Annotated in this window: 14 protein-coding genes and 1 pseudogene; 11 read left to right on the top strand and 4 right to left on the bottom strand. The window is 64.9% G+C overall.

Going from position 1 to position 19,158, the window contains the following annotated elements; all coding sequences use genetic code 11:
- Positions 1-345, top strand: a pseudogene (locus ACOZKU_RS11445) (TetR/AcrR family transcriptional regulator); the annotation flags it as partial.
- A 212-nt stretch (positions 346-557) separates the two neighbouring features.
- Here ACOZKU_RS11445 and ACOZKU_RS11440 read toward each other — a convergent pair.
- Positions 558-1,463: a LysR substrate-binding domain-containing protein gene (locus ACOZKU_RS11440; protein WP_421578968.1), complete on the bottom strand. Its 906-nt coding sequence runs from the start codon at positions 1,461-1,463 to the stop codon at positions 558-560.
- A 165-nt stretch (positions 1,464-1,628) separates the two neighbouring features.
- Here ACOZKU_RS11440 and katG point away from each other — a divergent pair, with 165 nt between their 5' ends.
- The 4 genes from katG to ACOZKU_RS11420 all read left to right on the top strand — a co-directional run bounded on the left by katG (position 1,629) and on the right by ACOZKU_RS11420 (position 6,805).
- Positions 1,629-3,812, top strand: a complete 2,184-nt coding sequence (katG, locus tag ACOZKU_RS11435) for a catalase/peroxidase HPI (protein WP_421578967.1) — start codon at positions 1,629-1,631, stop codon at positions 3,810-3,812.
- A gap of 177 nt (positions 3,813-3,989) precedes the next feature.
- Entirely contained in the window at positions 3,990-4,841 is an 852-nt protein-coding gene (locus ACOZKU_RS11430) for a D-amino-acid transaminase (RefSeq protein ID WP_421578966.1), read from the top strand.
- A gap of 129 nt (positions 4,842-4,970) precedes the next feature.
- Positions 4,971-6,008, top strand: coding sequence for a P1 family peptidase (locus tag ACOZKU_RS11425; RefSeq protein ID WP_421578965.1), 1,038 nt, complete (start codon positions 4,971-4,973; stop codon positions 6,006-6,008).
- Complete coding sequence (locus ACOZKU_RS11420) at positions 6,005-6,805, top strand: M55 family metallopeptidase (protein ID WP_421578964.1); 801 nt, start codon at positions 6,005-6,007, stop codon at positions 6,803-6,805. Before ACOZKU_RS11425 ends, ACOZKU_RS11420 begins: the two co-directional genes overlap by 4 nt.
- On the opposite strand, the gene ACOZKU_RS11415 is transcribed toward ACOZKU_RS11420, so the two are convergent.
- Positions 6,806-7,747: a LysR family transcriptional regulator gene (locus ACOZKU_RS11415; RefSeq protein WP_421578963.1), complete on the bottom strand. Its 942-nt coding sequence runs from the start codon at positions 7,745-7,747 to the stop codon at positions 6,806-6,808.
- 179 nt (positions 7,748-7,926) lie between these two features.
- Here ACOZKU_RS11415 and ACOZKU_RS11410 point away from each other — a divergent pair, with 179 nt between their 5' ends.
- The 6 genes from ACOZKU_RS11410 (at position 7,927) to ACOZKU_RS11385 (ending at position 14,914) form a co-directional block, all read left to right on the top strand.
- Complete coding sequence (locus ACOZKU_RS11410; protein ID WP_421578962.1) at positions 7,927-9,552, top strand: amidohydrolase; 1,626 nt, start codon at positions 7,927-7,929, stop codon at positions 9,550-9,552.
- A gap of 59 nt (positions 9,553-9,611) precedes the next feature.
- Positions 9,612-11,204 (top strand): ABC transporter substrate-binding protein, encoded by a 1,593-nt coding sequence (locus ACOZKU_RS11405; protein ID WP_421578961.1) that lies wholly within the window; start codon positions 9,612-9,614, stop codon positions 11,202-11,204.
- A gap of 81 nt (positions 11,205-11,285) precedes the next feature.
- The gene (locus ACOZKU_RS11400) at positions 11,286-12,221 is read left to right on the top strand and encodes an ABC transporter permease (protein ID WP_421578960.1); all 936 of its coding nucleotides are present in this window, start codon (positions 11,286-11,288) and stop codon (positions 12,219-12,221) included.
- A 4-nt stretch (positions 12,222-12,225) separates the two neighbouring features.
- The gene (locus ACOZKU_RS11395; RefSeq protein ID WP_117370951.1) at positions 12,226-13,047 is read left to right on the top strand and encodes an ABC transporter permease; all 822 of its coding nucleotides are present in this window, start codon (positions 12,226-12,228) and stop codon (positions 13,045-13,047) included.
- Complete coding sequence (locus ACOZKU_RS11390) at positions 13,044-13,955, top strand: ATP-binding cassette domain-containing protein (RefSeq protein WP_421578959.1); 912 nt, start codon at positions 13,044-13,046, stop codon at positions 13,953-13,955. Before ACOZKU_RS11395 ends, ACOZKU_RS11390 begins: the two co-directional genes overlap by 4 nt.
- Positions 13,952-14,914 (top strand): ATP-binding cassette domain-containing protein, encoded by a 963-nt coding sequence (locus ACOZKU_RS11385; RefSeq protein WP_421578958.1) that lies wholly within the window; start codon positions 13,952-13,954, stop codon positions 14,912-14,914. The genes ACOZKU_RS11390 and ACOZKU_RS11385 overlap by 4 nt, the downstream gene beginning before the upstream one ends.
- A gap of 51 nt (positions 14,915-14,965) precedes the next feature.
- Here the strand turns inward: ACOZKU_RS11385 and ACOZKU_RS11380 are convergent, their stop codons facing one another.
- Both ACOZKU_RS11380 and ACOZKU_RS11375 read right to left on the bottom strand, forming a co-directional pair.
- Positions 14,966-15,973 carry an amino acid ABC transporter substrate-binding protein gene (locus tag ACOZKU_RS11380; RefSeq protein ID WP_421578957.1) on the bottom strand — a complete coding sequence of 336 codons (1,008 nt, stop codon included), beginning with the start codon at positions 15,971-15,973 and terminating at the stop codon, positions 14,966-14,968.
- A gap of 96 nt (positions 15,974-16,069) precedes the next feature.
- Positions 16,070-19,120 (bottom strand): aminotransferase class III-fold pyridoxal phosphate-dependent enzyme, encoded by a 3,051-nt coding sequence (locus ACOZKU_RS11375; protein WP_421578956.1) that lies wholly within the window; start codon positions 19,118-19,120, stop codon positions 16,070-16,072.
- Positions 19,121-19,158: the final 38 nt, after the last annotated feature.

Here is a 19,158-nt window from a genome sequence, read left to right as displayed (position 1 = left end):
GTGGTGGCCTCGATCGATTGCGCCCGGCATTTTCGCATTCAGCATCCTGACTGGGTCACGGTCTGGGTGCTGTTCGGCGGCGACCGTCAGACGACGCAACTCGACCGCATGATCAGCCTGCCGAGCGACCGGGCCTATCTCGCCCAGTCTCGCACCTTTCTGACCGAAATCGCGCGCGAGGGCGGCTATGAGAACGTGGATATCGATACGTTGGCCGAAGGGCTGAACTATCTCGTGCACGGTGCCTGGTACTGGGACACGTTCAATCCCGATACGGTCCGTTCCGACGCCCTGCACGCGACGGCGCTGGCGCTGCTTCGCCAAGCGTTTCCGAAAAGTTTTTGAGCGGGCAAAAAAGAGCCCCGCACGAAGCGGGGCAGCAAGCGCCACGGTTTGGCTCCCAATGACGCGGGGAAGCTCGCGGGTTGCGCGAGTGACTTTCACCTAGGCCCTTGCCCCTCGCCAGGGAAGGTCTGATTCGGCGATTCCGGTACGCCTGTGCAAATAAACTGCAAATGCAGCGGTTTTGACCGCAGGCGTGCCTGGAAAGCGCCCACCTACAGGATACCACGCACGCCATCGGCCGAGCGGCGCACCACCGTGGCGATCTCCCGGAGCTGTTTGGCGAGCGGTGTGGAGTTGCGCCAGATCATGCCGATCGTGCGCGAGGGGCGGGGCGAGGGAAAGCGGGCGATGGAGACCGGCGCCGAGCGCGTTTCCACCGACACGGCCATTTCCGGAATGAGGGTGACCCCGATGCCGGCGCCGACCATCTGCACCAGCGTCGACAGCGAACTGCCCTCCATGATCTCGCGCGGCCTGGCCGCGCCGACGCGGCAGAAGGACAGCGCCTGGTCGCGGAAACAATGCCCTTCTTCCAGCAGGAGCAGCCGCATTTCGCGCAGCGCGTCGCGCTCGGGCACCGGCTTGCCCTCGTCCTCGCGCCGGCGCACCAGCACGAAATCCTCGTCGAACAGCTTCATTTCGGTCAGCGACGGCTCCGAGACCGGCAGGGCGACGATGGCGATATCGAGATCGCCCTGCGTCAGTTCCTGGATGAGCCTGGCCGTCTGCGTTTCGCGCACGTCGATCTGAATTCCGTCGTAGGCGCGGTTCAGATCGTTTATGATGACGGGCAGCAAATAGGGCGCGACGGTGGGGATGATGCCGATGCGCAGGCGCGCAAGGAAGGGATTGCGCGCCGCGCGGGCAAGCTCGCCCAGTTCGTCGACGGCCTGCAGGATGTCCCGCACGCGGTGCGCGAAAGTCTCGCCGAAAGCGGTGAGCGTCACGTCGCGGGCGTTGCGTTCAAAGAGAGGGTTGCCGAGTTCTTCCTCAAGCTCCTTGATCTGCATGGAGAGGGCCGGCTGGGAGATGGCGCAGGCATCGGCGGCAAGGCGGAAGCGGCCATGTCGCGCCAGAGCCTCGAAATAGCGCAACTGTTTAAGGGTGAGGTTCGTCATAACTTAAACTTATCGAAGCGATCAGAAAATCCAACTTAAATTTATCACATGCTTCCGGTAAGGAGAAGGCAAGGAAGGGAACACGCGCAAATTTGCCGCCCTGCAAGGCGGTCGCCGTCGCAATGTGCTTTCTTGGAAGAGACAAAGGGCCAACAGGAGAAAATCATGGACCAGAAAACTGACACCGCGGGCAAATGTCCCGTCGCCCATTCGGTCACCAAGGGTCGCTCGAACCGCGACTGGTGGCCGGACCAGCTGGACGTTCAGGTCCTGCACACCCATTCCAACCTCTCCGACCCGATGGGCGGGGATTTCGACTATGCCGAAGCCTTCAAATCGCTCGATCTCGATGCGGTGAAGCAGGACCTTCACGCGCTGATGACGGATTCGCAGGAATGGTGGCCCGCCGACTTCGGTCACTACGGCGGCCTCTTCATCCGCATGGCCTGGCATTCGGCCGGCACGTACCGCATCACGGACGGCCGCGGCGGCGCGGGCATGGGCCAGCAGCGTTTCGCGCCGCTGAACTCGTGGCCTGACAACGTCAACCTCGACAAGGCCCGCCGCCTGCTGTGGCCGATCAAGCAGAAATACGGCAACAAGATCTCCTGGGCCGACCTGATGATCCTGACGGGCAATGTCGCGCTGGAATCCATGGGCTTCAAGACCTTCGGCTTCGCCGGCGGCCGCGCCGACGTCTGGGAGCCGGAAGAGCTCTATTGGGGCCCGGAAGGCACCTGGCTGGGCGACGAGCGCTATAGCGGCGAGCGCCAGCTCGCCGAACCGCTCGGCGCCGTGCAGATGGGTCTCATCTATGTCAACCCGGAAGGCCCGAACGGCAATCCGGACCCGCTGGCGTCCGCCCGCGACATCCGCGAAACCTTCGCCCGCATGGCGATGAACGACGAAGAGACCGTCGCGCTGATCGCCGGCGGCCACACCTTCGGCAAGACCCATGGCGCAGGTGACCCGTCCTTCATCGGCGTCGATCCGGAGGGCGGCGAGCTGGAGGCGCAGGGTCTCGGCTGGGCGAGCAAGTTCAATTCGGGCGTCGGCAAGGACGCCATCGGCAGCGGCCTCGAAGTCACCTGGACCTCGACGCCGACCAAGTGGAGCAACAACTTCTTCTGGAACCTGTTCGGCTACGAATGGGAACTGGAAAAGAGCCCGGCCGGTGCCCATCAGTGGGTCGCCAAGGGCGCTGGCGCTACCATCCCGGACGCCTTCGATTCGACGAAGAAGCACCTGCCGCGCATGCTCACCTCCGACCTCGCGCTGCGTTTCGACCCGATCTACGAAAAGATCTCGCGCCGTTTCCTGGAAAACCCGGATCAGTTCGCCGATGCTTTCGCCCGCGCCTGGTTCAAGCTGACGCACCGCGACATGGGCCCGAAGGCCCGCTATCTCGGCCCGGAAGTTCCAGCCGAAGACCTGATCTGGCAGGACGTCATCCCGGCTGTCGACCACCCGCTGGTCGATGAAAAGGACATTGCCGATCTGAAGGCCAAGGTTCTCGCCTCCGGCCTCACGGTGCAGGAACTCGTCTCCACCGCCTGGGCTTCGGCCTCGACCTTCCGCGGTTCCGACAAGCGCGGCGGTGCCAATGGCGCGCGCATCCGCCTTGCTCCGCAGAAGGACTGGGACGTCAACCAGCCGGCGCAGCTCGCCAAGGTTCTCGGCGTGCTCGAAGGCATCCAGGCCGACTTCAACGCGGCTCAGACGGGCGGCAAGAAGATCTCGCTCGCCGACCTCATCGTGCTTGCCGGTGCGGCCGGCGTCGAAAAGGCGGCAAAGGCTGCCGGCTACGACGTTACCGTTGCCGTCACGCCGGGCCGGGCCGATGCTTCCGACGCGCAGACCGACGCGCAATCCTTCGCCGCGCTCGAGCCGCGTGCCGATGGCTTCCGCAACTATGTGAACGCCAACCGCCATCAGTTCCTGAAGGCCGAGGAAGCGCTCATCGACCGCGCCCAGCTCTTGACGCTCACCGCGCCGGAACTGACGGTTCTCGTCGGCGGCCTGCGTGTGCTGAACGCCGGCGCGCCCGAACACGGCGTCCTCACCAACCGCCCCGAGGCGCTGACGAACGATTTCTTCGTCAACCTGCTCGACATGGGCACGGTCTGGTCGCCGGTCGCCGACAAGAAGGGCGTCTATGAAGGCCGCGACCGCAAGACGGGCGAAGCCAAGTGGACCGGCACCCGCGTCGATCTGATCTTCGGTTCGCATGCCCAGCTGCGCGCGCTCGCCGAAGTCTATGGCGCGTCCGATGCCGGCCAGAAGTTCGTCAGGGACTTTGTCGCCGCCTGGAACAAGGTCATGAACGCCGACCGCTTCGATCTCGTCTGATCGATCCGCTCAAAATATGGAAATGGCCGGCTTTTGCCGGCCATTTTCGTTCAAGCCGTTGAAAACAAAAGTCCCAGGCCGTTTTTGCATGAGGTTTTGCCCAAATTGAATTGGCAAGCCCCGGCAAGTCGCACCAATGTTCCGCGCCAGTGACAACCAATGCGCTATGAGGAACGGATGGGCAGGATCGTCTACATCCATGGTGAGTTCGTGCCGGAGGAGGAGGCCCGCATCGGGCTTTTCGATCGCGGCTTCCTGTTCGGCGATGCCGTCTATGAAGTGACGGCCGTCATTGGCGGCCGGATGATCGACAACGATCTGCATCTTGCCCGTCTCGAACGCTCGCTCGGCGAGCTCGGCATCGCGTTGCCGCTGCCGCGACCGGACATCGAAGTCCTGCAAGCGGAACTGATCAGGCGCAATCACCTCACGGACGGCACCGTCTATCTGCACGTCTCGCGCGGCGAGGCGGACCGCGATTTCCTCTATCCGCAAGACATAGTGCCGAAGCTCGTCGGCTTCACCCAGACCAAGACATTGACCGGCACGAAGGCGCAGCGCGAGGGCATTGCCGTCGATCTGGCGGACGACCCGCGCTGGCACCGGCGCGATATCAAGACGGCAATGCTGCTCGGGCAGGTCATGGCCAAGCAGACGGCACGCGCGCGTGGCTTCGACGATGTCTGGCTGGTCGAGGCGGGGCTGGTGACGGAGGGGGCTTCCTCGACGGCGCATGTCATCACCGCCGACGGACGCATCCTCACCCGCGCCGCCTCGAAGGCAACGCTGCCGGGCTGCACGCAGCGGGCTCTGGCCCGCCTCTGCGAAGCCGAGGGCCTGCGCATCGAGGAGCGTGCCTTCACGCCCGCGGAGGCGCAGGACGCGGCCGAAGCCTTCCAGACCTCGGCCTCCAGCCTCGTCATGCCGGTCGTGAAGATCGGCGGGCGGATGATCGGCGATGGCCGGCCCGGTCCGATGACGCGGCGGTTGCAGTCGCTCTATCTGGAGGCAGCCGGCGTTCCGGCTTAGAGCAATTCCAGTACAAGTGCGAAGCGGTTTTGCGTCCGGAATTGCGTGAGGACAAAGAGATAGAGCGTCTTCGCGCTTCGAAGAAAAGCGGACATGCTCTAGAGAAGATCGGGACATCGGGGAGCGGCTATGAAGACGGCGCGGGAATGGGGTTTGATGCCGGAAAGCCGGCTGGCGGTGGGACCTGACAATGCCATCACCGATGTGCCGGGCGTGGCCGTCGGGCATCGTTCGCTGCGTGGCGACGGCATCTTTACCGGCGTGACGGCGGTAATCCCTCATCCGGGCGATCTTTTCCGAATAAAGCCGCGCGCGGCCGTCGAGGTGATCAACGGCTTCGGCAAGTCGGCGGGCCTGATGCAGGTGGCCGAGCTCGGCACGATCGAGACGCCGATCTTGCTGACCAACACGTTTGGCGTCGCAGCCTGCACGGATGCGCTGATCCGCCGGGCGATTGCCGCAAATCCGGCGATCGGGCGCAAGACCTCGACGGTCAATCCACTCGTCTGCGAATGCAATGACGGCAGCATCAACGATATTCAGGCGCTGTCCGTGACGCCCGATGACGCCATGGCCGTGCTCGATGCCGCCCGGTCGGGTCCGGTCGAGCAGGGCGCGGTGGGTGCCGGCTCCGGCATGACGGCCTTCGGCTTCAAGGCGGGCATCGGCACGGCCTCGCGTGTCATGCGCATCGCCAAACGCGATTTCACGCTCGGCACCTTGGTGCTTGCCAATTTCGGCGCGGCCGGCGATCTGCTATTGCCGGATGGCCGGCGTCCCGATCCCCGCGTGCCGGCCAGTCCGGAACGCGGCTCGGTCATCGTCATCATGGCAACGGACCTGCCGCTCGGCGACCGGCAATTGCAACGCGTCGCCCGGCGAGGCGGGGCGGGACTTGCCCGGCTCGGCGCCCTCTGGGGCCATGGCAGCGGCGATGTCGTGCTCTGCTTCACGACGGCCGATCCTGTCGCGCATGATCCGGTAGCACCGATCACCAGCCAGCAGCGCCTGTCCGACGACCATATCGACCTTGCCTTCCGCGCAGCAGCGGAAAGCACGCAGGAGGCCGTGCTGAATGCGCTCTGCATGGCCCCCGCCACCCCGGCCCGTAGCGGCCGCCTCTATCCCGCCCTGGCCGATTGGCTGAAGGAGAACCAGAACCCATGAAAGTCTTCATTTCCGCCGATATCGAGGGAACCGCCGGCATTGCCCAATGGGATGAGGCTGACCGCAACCACCCCGACTGGAACGAGTTCCGCGCGCTGATGACCGCCGAAGTGGTCGCCGCCTGCGAGGGCGCGCGGGCCGCCGGCGCGACCGAGGTCGTGATCAAGGACGCGCACAGCAGCGGCCGCAACCTGATCCTCGACCGGCTGCCCGATTATGCGCGCATCGTGCGCGGCTGGTCCGGCCATCCTGACGAGATGATGTACGGCATCGATGCGGGCTTCGCCGCCGCGATCTATACCGGCTATCACTCCAAGGCCGGCACGGAGGTCAATCCGCTTGCTCACACCTCCAACATGTGCATTTCGCGCCTGCTGCTGAATGGCGAGGTCGCCTCCGAATTCACCTTCAACGCGCTCTGTGCGGCCGGCTACGGCGTGCCGTCGGTCTTCCTCGCCGGTGACGAGGGCATCTGTGCGGAGGCGCGGGCCATGGTGCCGGGCCTTGCAGCGGTGGAAACGCTGGACGGCCGCGGCCATGCGACGACATCCATCTCGCCCGCCTGGTCGCGGCGCCTCATTCGCGAGGGCGTGGCCGCGGCCCTTTCGGGTGATTTCGCGCAGGCGCTGCCCGCCAAGGCCGAGCATTACGAGGTGATCATCGAATTCAACACGCCGGGCGAGGCCTATCGCGCCAGCTGGTATCCCGGTGCGCGCACGCACGGCCTTCGCGCCATCGCCTTCGAGCACAAGGACTTTTCCGAAATCCTGCGCGCGCTGCTTTTCCTCAAGGTCTGATCAAGCCGGTTCGCGCTCCAGGAGCAGCTTTGCCGTACGCCACAGGTCCTCGACCTTGCGGCTACGGCTTGCCGCATGGCGGTAGAGCCGGATTTCAAGAGCGAGGTTCCAGCCCGCATCGGCAGAGGCGGGCACGAGGCGTCCGCTGTCGATCTCGTCGCGCGCCAGGCTCTCCGGCAGCCAGCAGATGCCCGCTCCCGTCACCGCCATGTTCATCAGCCCGGCGCTGATCGTGTTTTCGTGCGTTGTGCGCCGGCGAAAGGGCGGGCGGCGCAGCATGAGGCGCGACAGCGCGACACCGAAGAACGAATTGAAGCCGTAGCTCAGGTAGGGAACGGCAAGCCGCGGCTGTGCGACGGCGCGGTCGAGGAGATGCAGCCCCGGCTGCACACCGCCGGGCACCGCGACCTGGGCGGCCGCAAGCGGGATCAGCCGGTCATGCGCGACCGTCAGCGACGAGAACTGCCCGCGGTCGAGGTGGAACGGCACTTCCGGATGGGCATAGGTGAGGAAAAAATCCGCCTCGTCGCCGACGAGGGCATCAAGATTGGCCTCGATGCCGCCGCGATCGGCGATCAGCGAGGTACTGAAGGCGCCGCCAGCCTTTTCGAGGGTCTGCAGCCAGCGCGGAAAGAACGTCACCGTCAGCGTGTGGAGGGCTGCGAAGCGCACGAGGCCCGGCTCGTGCGACGGCCGCAGCGCCTCGCGCGCCGCATAGAAGGTGCGGATCGCCTCCTGCGCGACCGGTAGGAAATTGCGGCCGGCCGGCGTCAGTTCGGCCGGCATTGTGGCGCGGCTGATCAACGTTGCGCCGAGCCAGCTTTCCAGCTGCTTGATGCGGCGGCTGAAGGCCGGCTGCGTGACGTTACGCAGATCTGCGGCGCGGGAAAAACTCGACGTGTCCGCCAGCGTCACGAAATCCTCGAGCCATTTGATCTCCACGCCCGCTCCCTCCCGATCCTGTCCCTGTCTTATGGATCATAAGTCATTCAATCGAAATGGGTATGCCGTTTCGGCATGGGCTGGTGCCAAAAGCGAATTGGCCAAGCCAGCCGCAACCTTTCACGTTGCGTCAGGAGGAGCGGGGCACCGGGTTGGTCGCCCCGACAAGGGAGTGATGCATGTCCGTTGCAATCGAAGCCGATCTGATCCTGCACAATGGCCGCATCTGGCGCGGCCGGCAGGAGGGTATCAGCGAGGCCGTCGCCGTCTGGCAGGGCAAGGTGTTGGCCGCCGGCGATAGCGCCGACATGCTGAGCCTGAAGGGCCCGCGCACCGAGGTCATCGACCTCGAGGGCCGTTTCGCCAGCCCCGGCCTCATCGACAACCACCTGCACCTCATCTCGACCGGCATCACCATGGGCTGGGTCGATGCGACGCCCGCAGCCGCACCGACATTGTCGACGCTGATGGCGGCGCTTGCCGATCGCGCCGCAACCACCGCCGAGGGCGGCTGGGTGCGGGCCCGCGGTTATGACCAGGTCAAGCTCGATACTGGCCGGCATCCGACACGCGACGATCTCGACCGGGCGGTGCCGGATCATCCTGCGCTGCTGACCCGCGCCTGCGGCCACATCGCCATCGCCAATTCGCGGGCGTTGGAACTGGCCGGCGTGAGCGAGGCGACGCCGGTGCCAGATGGTGGCGTGATCGGTGTCACCGATGGGCGTCTCAACGGCCTGCTAGCCGAAAACGCCATCAACCTCGTCAAGGCCGCCATGCCCGAGGTGACGACGGAGGAGCTAATCGACGGCATCGAGCGCGGCGGGCGGTATCTCAACTCGCTCGGCATCACCAGCTGCATGGATGCGGCGGTCGGCCAGCTTTCCGGCTTCGCCGAAATCCAGGCCTATGAAATGGCCAAGATTTCCGGCCGCCTGCCGGTGCGTGTCTGGCTCACGCTGCTCGGCGATCCCGGCATTTCCATCGTCGAGGATTGCTGGCGCGCCGGCCTGATCTCGGGTGCCGGCGACGACATGCTGCGTGTCGGTGCGGTCAAGATCTTCCTCGACGGTTCGGCCGGCGGACGCACCGCCTGGATGACGAAACCCTATGAGGGCGAGCCCGACAATATCGGCGTGCAGATGCTGCCGACCCCGGAGGTCGAAGCGCTCGTCCAATCCTTCCACGATCGCGGCTACCAGATGGCCTGCCATGCCATCGGCGACGGTGCGATCGAGCAACTGATCACGGCTTACGAAAAAGCGCTGGCCGCGACGCCCGATCCGGACCGCCGCCACCGTGTCGAGCACTGCGGCTTCTCGACCGCCGAACAGGACGCACGCATGAAGGCGGCCGGCATCCTGCCCGCGCCGCAGATGGCCTTCATCCACGATTTCGGCGACAGCTACATTTCCGTGCTGGGCGAGGCGCGCGGCAAGCCGTCCTACCAGATCGGCACCTGGATGCGAATGGGCCTGAAGCCCTCGACCGGCTCGGATGCACCGGTCTGCTCGCCCGATCCCTTCCCGAACCTGCACGCCATGATCACGCGCAAGACCGGCAAGGGCACCGTCATGGACGAAACCGAACGGCTGACGCGCGAGGAGGCGCTGCAGGCTTATACGGAATTCGGTGCCTGGTCGCAGAAGGCCGAGAACGTGAAGGGCAGGCTGGTGCCCGGCCAGTGGGCCGACATCGCGGTCTTCGACAACGACCTCTTGGAGGCCTCGACCGATACCATTCTTTCAGGCACGCGTTGCCTGCTGACCCTGCTTGCAGGCCGCGTCGTGCATGATGCGCGGTAGGGGCTTGCCGGACTGAACCATCGAAACGATGCCGAAAACGGCACGAGAGGGAGAACGACATGCTGAAAAGACTGACACTCGCCGCCATGCTGAGCCTCAGCGTCGCAACCGGGGCGCTGGCAGCCGGCGAACGTTCCGGCGGAACGCTCGTCTTCACCGCGCCCTATGGCTCGAGTTTCGCAACGCTCGACGTGCAGGCAAGCCCCAACACGCAGGAAGAGTTCATCACGCAGGCCATCCACCGCGGCCTCTACAGCTGGAATTCGATCGAGAACAAGCCGGTGTTGGAATTGGCCGATTCCGAGGATGTCTCCGAGGACGGCCTGACGCACACCTACCACCTGCGCAAGAACGCGGTGTTCCACAACGGCAAGCCACTGACGGCAGATGACATCATCTACAGCTACAAGCGCATCGCCAATCCGAAGAATGCCTTCCCCGGCGCGAGCTTCATCGCCGTCATCAAGGGCGCGGAAGAGTTCATTGCCGGCAAGGCGGAGGAGATTTCCGGCCTCAAGAAGATCGACGACAACACGCTTGAGATCACCTATACCGGCCCGATCAATCCCGGCTTCCCGCTGATGCAGAACACGACGGTGATCTACCCGTCGAATGTGGAAGATGAGACGACCTTCACCAAGAACCCGGTCGGTCTCGGCGCTTTCGTCTTCAAGGAGCATGTGCCGGGCTCGCAGGTCGTCGTCGAGAAATTCGACAAGTATTACGAGGAGGGCAAGCCCTATCTCGATCGCATCAACATCGTGCTGATGGCCGAAGACGCCGCCCGCGACGTCGCCTTCCGCAACAAGGAAATCGACGTCTCGATCCTCGGCCCGACGCAGTATCAGGCCTACCAGGGCGAGGAAGGCCTGAAGGATCACCTGCTCGAAGTTGCCGAGGTCTATACCCGCAACATCGGCTTCAATCCGGCCTTCGAGCCCTTCAAGGACAAGCGCGTCCGCCAGGCGATCAACCACGCCATCAACGCGCCGCTGATCATCGAGCGCCTCGTCAAGAACAAGGCCTATCCGGCCTCCGGCTGGCTGCCGCTCTCCTCGCCGGCCTTCGACAAGGACAAGGCGCCCTATGCCTTCGACCCGGAAAAGGCCAAGGCCTTGCTCGCGGAAGCCGGCTATGCCGATGGTTTCGAATTCGAGGTGACGGCGAGCCCGAACGAGAGCTGGGGCGTGCCGATCGTCGAGGCGATCCTGCCGATGCTGAAGAAGGTCGGCATCACGGTGAAGCCGAAGCCGGTGGAAAGCGGCGCGCTCGGCGATGCCGTGACGTCGAACAACTTCCAGGCCTTCATCTGGTCGAACCTCTCGGGTCCCGACCCGCTGAACGCGCTGCGCTGCTACTATTCCAAGACGGCGCAATCGGCCTGCAACTATACGAGCTATGCGAGCCCGGATTTCGACAAGCTCTATGAGGCCGCCCAGCAGGAACGCGATCCGGCCAAGCAGAACGACCTGCTGCGCCAGGCCAACAACATCGTGCAGGACGACGCGCCGGTCTGGTTCTTCAACTACAACAAGGCGGTCATGGCCTATCAGCCGTGGATCCACGGTCTCGTGCCGAATGCCACCGAACTGGCGGTCCAGCCCTATGACGAGATCTGGATCGATGAAAACGCGCCCGACGCGCGCAAATAAGCCTTGAGGGGTTCGGGGGCGGTTTTGGCCGCCCCCGCATCTGTTATCACGCCCTTAAGGGCGGCCAAAACGGAACCATCAATGCTTCGTTTCACCCTGCGCCGCATATTGCAGGTCATCCCGACGGTCGTCGTGGTGGCGCTGTTGATTTTCGTCATCTTCTCCGTCGTGCCCGGCACCTTCGCGGCGAGCCTCTTCGCCGATGGCAAGCGCGCCGCCGACCCGCAGATGATTGCCCGCCTCAACGAGGAATTCGGGCTGAACAAGCCGCTGATGGAGCGCTTCGTGACCTATGTCACGGACCTCGCACAGTTCGATCTCGGCACGTCCTTCCGCACCCGCCAGCCGGTCATCGACCTCATCAGCGACCGCATGGGGGCCTCGTTGCAGCTTGCCATCGCCGCCATGGTCTTCGCGCTGGTCGTCGGCGTGCCGCTCGGCTTTCTGGCGGCGCTCAGGCCCGGCTCCGTCCTTGATACGGTGACGATGATCGGCGCGGTCTCCGGCCTCTCCACTCCGCAGTTCTGGCTCGGCCTTTTGATGATGTATCTCTTTGCTCTCCAGCTGAACTGGCTGCCGAGTTTTGGCTATGGCGACGGTTCGTTCCGCAATCTCATACTACCGGCCGTAACGCTGGGTGTGACGCCGCTTGCGCTTCTCGCGCGAACGACGCGGGCGGGCGTGCTCGATGTGCTGAACGCAGATTTCATCCGCACGGCCCATTCCAAAGGCATGAGCGAGATGAAGGTCGTGCGCTGGCATGTGGCGCGCAACGCGCTGGTGCTGATCGTCACCACGGTCGGCCTGCAGTTCGGCTCGCTGATCGGCCAGGCCGTCGTCATCGAAAAGCTCTTTGCCTGGCCGGGCATCGGCTCGCTGCTCGTCGACAGCGTGGCGATCCGCGACATTCCCGTGGTGCAGGGCACGATCCTCGTCATCGTGCTGTGGTTCCTCCTCATCAACACCGCCGTCGATCTGATCTATGCCGCGATCGATCCGCGCATCAAGCAGGAGTGACGGGATGCGCTTCGGTTTCAATTTCTGGCTCGGTGCCGGGCTGACGGCGCTGGTGATCCTCGCCGGCATCCTCGCTCCGTGGATCGCGCCCTTCGACCCGGTGCTCGATGCCGACCTGATGAGTTCCGAACTGCCGCCCGACGCCACCTTCTGGTTCGGCACGGATGCGCAGGGACGCGACGTTTATACGCGCATCCTCTACGGCGCGCAGATTTCGCTGACCGTCGGCATCGTCTCGCAGGTCATCAATTCGATGATCGGCATCACGCTCGGCATGACGGCCGGTTATTGGGGTGGCTGGTGGGACGATCTCGTCAACGGACTGACGAATGTCATGCTCGCCATCCCCTCGCTGATCTTCGCGCTCGCCGTCATGGCGGTGCTCGGCCCCGGCCTGCCGTCGCTGCTCATCGCGCTTGGCCTCACCAACTGGAGCTGGACCTGCCGCATCGCGCGGTCCTCGACGCTGTCGCTGAAATCGCAGGGCTACGTGCAGGCGGCGCAGACGCTGGGTTATGGCGACCTGCGCATCATGTTCACGCAGATCCTGCCCAACATGATGGGACCGATCCTCGTCATGGCGACGCTCGGCATGGGCTCGGCGGTGCTGTCGGAAGCGGCCCTTTCCTTCCTAGGCCTCGGCATCCAGCCGCCGTTCCCGAGCTGGGGTTCGATGCTGACGGATGCGCGCCAGCTCATTCAGCTCGCGCCCTGGGTGGCGATCTTCCCCGGCCTTGCCATCTTCCTCTCGGTGCTCGGCTTCAACCTTCTCGGCGACGGCCTGCGTGACAGCCTCGACCCGCATATGAGGACACGCAAGCCATGACCGCGCCGCTGCTCGACATCAGGGACCTGCGCCTCGGCGTTTCGCTCGGCCGCTCGGCCCATCACCCGCTGCTCAAGGGCGTGTCCTTCCAGATCATGCCGGGCGAGGCCTACGGCCTCGTCGGCGAATCCGGATCGGGCAAATCCGTGACGTCGCTCGCCGTCATGGGGCTTCTGAAAAAGCCGCTCGCCATTGCCGGCGGCGAAATCCTGTTCAAGGGCCAGAACCTGCTCGCGCTTCCGAAACGCGAGATGCGGCGGCTGCGCGGCAACCGCATCGCCATGATTTTCCAGGAGCCGATGACGGCGCTCAATCCGCTGTCGACCGTCGGTCGGCAGATCGCCGAAATGTTCGTGCTGCACCAAGGCAAAAGCTGGGGTGAGGCGGAAAAGCTCGCCGTCGAGGCCTTGGGGAATGTGCGCGTGCCCAATCCCGACCGGCGCGCGAAAAACTATCCGCACCAGATGTCCGGCGGCCTGCGCCAGCGCGTGATGATCGCCATGGCGCTCGCCTGCGACCCCGACCTCCTGATCGCGGACGAACCGACCACCGCGCTCGACGTGACGGTACAGGCGGAAGTGTTGCGGCTCATCAAGGAGCTCTGCGCGGCGCGCGGCACGGCGGTGCTGTTCATCAGCCACGATCTCGGCGTCATCGCCAGCGTCTGCCAGCGCGTCGGCGTCATGTATTCCGGCTGCCTCGTGGAGGAAAACGAGACGCGGGCGCTCTTCGCCAATCCGAAGCATGATTATACGCGCGGCCTGCTCGGCGCGCTGCCGCGTCTTGGCAGCCGCAGCGAACATGGTCGCCAGCGTCTGGTCGATATCGACAGCATCATCGCCGACCGCTCGAAGCTCACCGAGACGCGCTTCATCGCGCCGCGCGGAGCGGAAGGGAGCCAGCCATGACCGCCCCCCTGTTGCAGGTGGACGATCTCCACGTGCGTTTCCCGATTTCCGGTGGCGGTCTGCTCGGCACGGGCAAGCGCACGCTGCATGCCGTCAACGGCATCAGTTTCGAACTGGCCAAGGGCGAATGCCTGTCGATCGTCGGCGAATCCGGCTGCGGAAAATCGACGACGGCGCTCTCCATCCTGGGCCTTCAGGCGCCGAGCGAGGGCACGATCCGTTATCGCGGCCAGCCGCTTGCCGGCCCCGGTGCGCCGGGCCGCATGCAGCGGGCGAAGGCGGTGCAGATGGTGTTCCAGGACCCCTATGCCTCGCTCAATCCGCGCCAGTCGGTGCGCACGTCGCTCGCCGCGCCGCTGCGCCTGCATGGCGTCACCGCCGCTTCGGAAATCGAGGGCCGCATCGAGGCGATGCTGAAGAATGTCGGCCTGACGCCCGAACAGGCGGGGCGCTACCCGCATGAATTCTCCGGCGGCCAGCGCCAGCGCATCGGCATTGCCCGTGCGCTGATCCTCGAACCGGAAATCGTGCTGCTCGATGAACCCGTCTCCGCGCTCGACGTCTCGATCCGCGCGCAGATCATCAACCTGCTGCTCGATCTTCAGGACAAGCTCGGCCTTTCCTATCTGATGATCAGCCACGATCTCAGCGTCGTCGAGCATATGAGCGACCGTGTGCTGGTGATGTATTTCGGCGAGGTTGTGGAGGAGGGCGGCTGGCGCGAGATCTTCGAAGCGCCCACCCATCCCTATACGCGCCGGTTGATCGCCGCCATTCCCGATCCGGCCGCCGCACTCGATCCGGCGGCAAAACAGGATCGTTTTGCCGACCTGCCGCAGTTTGCCGGCCGCCGCTTCGTCTCCGACGGCAGCACCTCGCCGGATGTTTTTACCGCACCGACAGCCTCCGAGCTGGTCGAGATCGCACCAAAACACCGCGTGCGGTTCGCCGCCGCCTGAACGAAAACGCCGCGGAGGAATATCCGCGGCGTCGATCTCCAGTGGAACGGCTCAGCGCGCCGGCGGTGAATACATCAGGCCGCCGTCGTTCCACAGGCGGTTCAGGCCGCGGTCGATCTTGAGGGGGCTGTCTTTACCGAGATGACGCTCGAAGATTTCGCCGTAATTGCCGACGGCGGAGATCGCCTGATAGGCCCATTTCGGATCGAGCCCCAGCGTCTTGCCGGCCTCGCTCTCGATGCCGAGGAAGCGCTTTTGCGCGACCGTGCCGCTTTCGAGAAGCGAAGCGGCATTCTCCTTGGTGATGCCCATCTCCTCGGCTTCGATCAGCGCAAACAGCGTCCAGCGCACGATCTTGAACCACTGGTCGTCGCCTTGGCGCACGGCCGGGCCGAGCGGCTCCTTGGAAATGACCTCGGGCAGCACGACGAAGCGGTCGGGATCGTTGAGCGTCAGGCGCTGGGCGTAGAGCGCGGAGGCATCCGTCGAATAGACATCGCAGCGGCCGGTGTTGAAGGCCTGGATCGTCTGGTCCGGCTTTTCGAAGGCGATGACCTGGTATTCGATCTTGTTGGCGCTGAAATAGTCAGCCATGTTCTGCTCGGTCGTCGTGCCGGTTTCCGTGCAGACGGAGGCGCCGGAGATCTCCTTGACGCTCTTCACGCCGACGTCCTTGTTCACCATGAAGGCCTGGCCGTCATAGTAGTTGACGCCGACGAAGCTCATGCCGAGATCGGTGTCGCGCGAGAGCGTCCAGGTCGTCTGGCGCGAGAGAAGATCGACTTCGCCCGATTGCAGCGCCGTGAAGCGGTCCTTGGTGGACAGCGGCACATAGGCCACCTTGTCCGGATTGCCGAGCGTTGCCGCAGCGACCGCCCGGCAGAAATCGACGTCGAAACCGCCCCAGACGCCGTTCTTGTCCGGCACGGAAAAGCCGAGCACGCCCTGGCTGACGCCGCAGCGCACCTCGCCGCGCTCCTTGATGACATCGAACGTGCCGGCATGGGCCGTGCCGGCGGCAAAGGCTGCGGCCGCAAGGGCCAGAATTGTCGTCTTCATGGTGTTCTCCTCCCTGATTGGTTTTTTCGGCATGCGTCTTCCCGGCCGGGGGAGAGCGCCCCCGGCTGAAGGTTTGAAAGTTTGGTATTTCGGGCCTTAGCCGAGCGTCTTTTCGACGTCGGCGAAGGTTTCCTCGAGCACGGCGATCAGATGATCGGCGTCGCGCCTGGAGAAGATCATCGGCGGGCGCATCTTCAGCACGTTGTCATGCGGGCCTTCGGTGCCCATCAAGACGCCCCGGCGGCGCGCCCCGTTGGAGACGGCGCGGGCGAATTCGGTGGCGGGTGCCTTGGTCCTGCGGTCCGTCACGAGTTCGATGCCGAGGAAGAGGCCGAGGCCGCGTACGTCGCCGATCGCCTGATAACGCGTCTGCATGTCGCGGAAGGCATCCATCAGGTAGTTGCCGACGGAAAGCGCATTGCCGCGCAGGTCCTGGCCCTCGATGACGTCGAGCACGGCGAGGCCGACGGCGCAGGAGACCGGGTTGCCGCCGAAGGTGTTGAAATATTCCATGCCGTTGTTGAAGCTGTCGGTCACGTCGCGGGTGGTGACGACGGCGGCGAGCGGATGGCCGTCGCCGATCGGCTTGCCCATGGTGACGATGTCGGGCACGACGCCCTGCGTCTCGAAGGCCCACCAATGGCTGCCGACACGGCCGAAGCCGACCTGCACCTCATCGGCGATGCAGACGCCGCCCGCCTCGCGCACCAGCCGGTAGACCTCCTTGAGGTAGCCCTCCGGCAAGAAGACCTGGCCGGCGACGCTCGGGATGGATTCCGCGATGAAGAAGCCCGGACCCTCGCCCTTGGCCTTCATGACGGCGATCTGCTCGGCGACGCTTTCGGCAAAGCGCTTGCCGTGCTCCTCAAGAGGCCAGTCCGCCGGGGCATGGTAGCTGTCCGGCACGGCGGCGATATGGACATGCGGCTTGGGGCCCTTGCCGCCCTTGCGGCGGAACTTGTAGGGGCTGATGTCGATCAGCTCCTGCGTCGTGCCGTGATAGGACCAGTCGAGCGTGATGGCATTTTCGCGGCCGGTATGGGCGCGCATCATGCGCAGCGCCAGGCTGTTGGCCTCCGAGCCGCTGTTGACGAAGCCGGCGACCGTCAATTCCTTCGGCAGCGTCGCCGTCAGGCGCTCGGCATAGGCGACGATATTGTCGTGCAGATAGCGCGTGTTGGTATTGAGCGTCGCGGCCTGCCTGGCCATCGCCTCCACCACGGCCGGATGGGCATGGCCGATGTGGCAGACATTGTTGAAGCAATCGAGATAGGCCCGGCCGCTGTCGTCGATCAGCCAGACGCCTTCGCCGCGCACGAACTTGATCGGTTTGTCGTAGGAGATGGAGAGATTCGGCAGCAGCAGTTCGCGCCGCATCTTCAATATCTCTTCGTGTGAGCGGCCCTGGCGCTCGAAGAATTCCTTGGCGACACCGGCAAAGGTGCGGGCATCGGGGAAGAGTTCCGCCCAGACATCGAGATAGCGCGGCTCGCCGACGCCGAGGATTTCGGTGGCCGAGAGCGTCGTGTCGGTGGAAATCTGCAGGTGGAGATGCGGAGCCCAGCCGCCGTTTTCCTTCGGTGCGCCCATTTCGCCGACCAGCGCGCCGGCTTCCAGCCGGTCGCCGGCCTTAAGGCGGGTGACGGCCTCGTGGGCAAGATGGCCCCAGAGCGAGATGAAGGGCGGGCAGCCCTCGGGTTCGTGGCGTAGCGCGATCAGGCAGCCATAGCCGAGCGGATCCTTCTCGACCTCGACGCTGACGACGGTCGCGGCAAGCGGTGCGAAGACCTTGGTGCCGGCGGCCTGGAAGAGATCGAAGCCGAGGTGATGCGTGCGGCGCGCTCCCTCGATGAAGCGCGAGACGAACATCTCGCCGGCATAGACCGTGCGCTCCTCGGCGAACGGACCGATGCCGAGCTCGACGCCGGTCTCGCGGCAATAGGCGTCCCAGATCGCCTGCGCCTCATCCGGCTGTTCGGCTGCGGAGGCGACGGTCATCGGGTGGGTCGGATCGCCATAGGGCACGAGCGCGGCCGGATAGGTCGCGGCCGGCTTTTCCAGCAGCGGGGCAAGGGATTCACGGTTCTTCTCGATCCACTCGATCACCCCGCGCGCACCGGGCACGGCCTCGAAGCCGCAGGCCTTGCGAAGGATGGCGGTGGCGAAGCGCGGGTTCACGCGGTCGAGCTTGCGCAGCAGCGCCCAGGCCGGGCGTTCGCTGATCGCGAGATAGGGGTTGTCCTCCGTATGGATCCGGCGCGAGGCCGAGATGGTGACTGACGTGATGAGGCGTGCCGCGATCAGGTCGAAGAGCAGATCGACTTCCTCTTCCAGCAGCGGATATTCCGCATGGAAACCTCTGATGATGGCGGCGGCTGCGCCGATCGGGTCGGCATGGTCGAGGCCGGCATAGGCGGCGGCGATCGCCACTTCCGCGATGACGGGCGTATGCAGCGCATCGCCGAAATCGATCAGGCCGGAAATGCGGTCATGGTTCGCGGCATCGACCAGCACGTTCCAGTCGTTGGCGTCATTGTGGATGACGGCGGCGCGCAACGTCGCAAGGCGCGGCGCGACGGTGGCGAAGCGCTTGAGGAAGCGTTCGACGAGAGCGCGGTCTTCGGCATCTGCGATATGCGAAAGGCGATCCGCCGAACGGCCGGCGGTGCGGATGTCCCAGTCGAGATCGCGCAACGCGCCGGGATGCATGAAACCCTTGAGCGCCGCGTCGAAGCGGCCGAGCATATGCCCCAGGGATTCGAGTGCGGCTTCACTGCGGCCCGTTTCGGCGAGCGGCTCGCCCTCGACCCAGCTGACGAGGCGGACGCGGTGCACCGTGCCGTGGGCGCTCGTGGTGGTGGCCAGGCTTTCACCCGAAAGCGTCGGGCGGATATGCGGCACCGGCAGATCGCCGGCATGCACGCCGAGATGGGCGAGCAGCGCCGTCTGGAAATCGCTCTCGACGGCCGGCTCGGCGGCGTTGACGATCTTCAGGATGAAGGTCCCGTCCGATGTTTCCACCTTGAAATTCTGGTCGCGCTCGCTGGCGAGCGGCGAGAGCTTTCCGGCAAGCCCGTAATGCTCCTTGAGCAGGGCGGCGGCGCCTTCGAGGGAGAAATCCGGGGTCGTCTTCAGCATGTCGTTCATGGCAATCCTCTTTTCGGGGTGAAGATTTGCATGGACGG

The sequence above is a fragment of the Shinella sp. M31 genome, assembly GCF_049199205.1.
Classification (GTDB): Bacteria; Pseudomonadota; Alphaproteobacteria; order Rhizobiales; family Rhizobiaceae; genus Shinella.
Note: the sequence above shows the minus strand (reverse complement) of the source record. Positions and strands in the feature narration are given on the sequence as shown.